Source organism: Telluria sp. AZSoR62 (assembly GCF_058111565.1).
On the sequence record NZ_JBYTST010000286.1, the window covers coordinates 1 to 276 of the forward strand.

A 276-nucleotide genomic window follows, 5' to 3' on the forward strand; every position below is an offset into this window, starting at 1 on the left:
CTCCCCGGAGCGAAGTTTCTCACCGATCTCAAACCAAATTCCGAAGGCACCGGACTGCGTATCATCGTAGAAATAGAATCGCGGATTGGTTACCAGCGGAATCAGCGCCGCGAGCACAGTGACAAGGGCGGCGCTGACAGCGTAGGAAGCCTCCGTCAGCCAGATGGGGCGATTCTGTTGAGCATCTCCGTCGATGACATCTTTACTTGACGTATCAATGATTGAAGTTGTTGCGGCATTCACGTTACAAGCACCTAACCTTCGCCGCGAAGATGG

The 276-nt window shown here is 53.6% G+C and carries 1 protein-coding gene; it reads right to left on the reverse strand.

Translation table 11 applies throughout. The annotated features are described in order from the left end of the window. Positions 1 to 243 (reverse strand): hypothetical protein (locus AC3XQU_RS23830; protein WP_489876605.1); only part of this gene is annotated, 243 nt, incomplete at its 3' end. Positions 244 to 276: the final 33 nt, after the last annotated feature.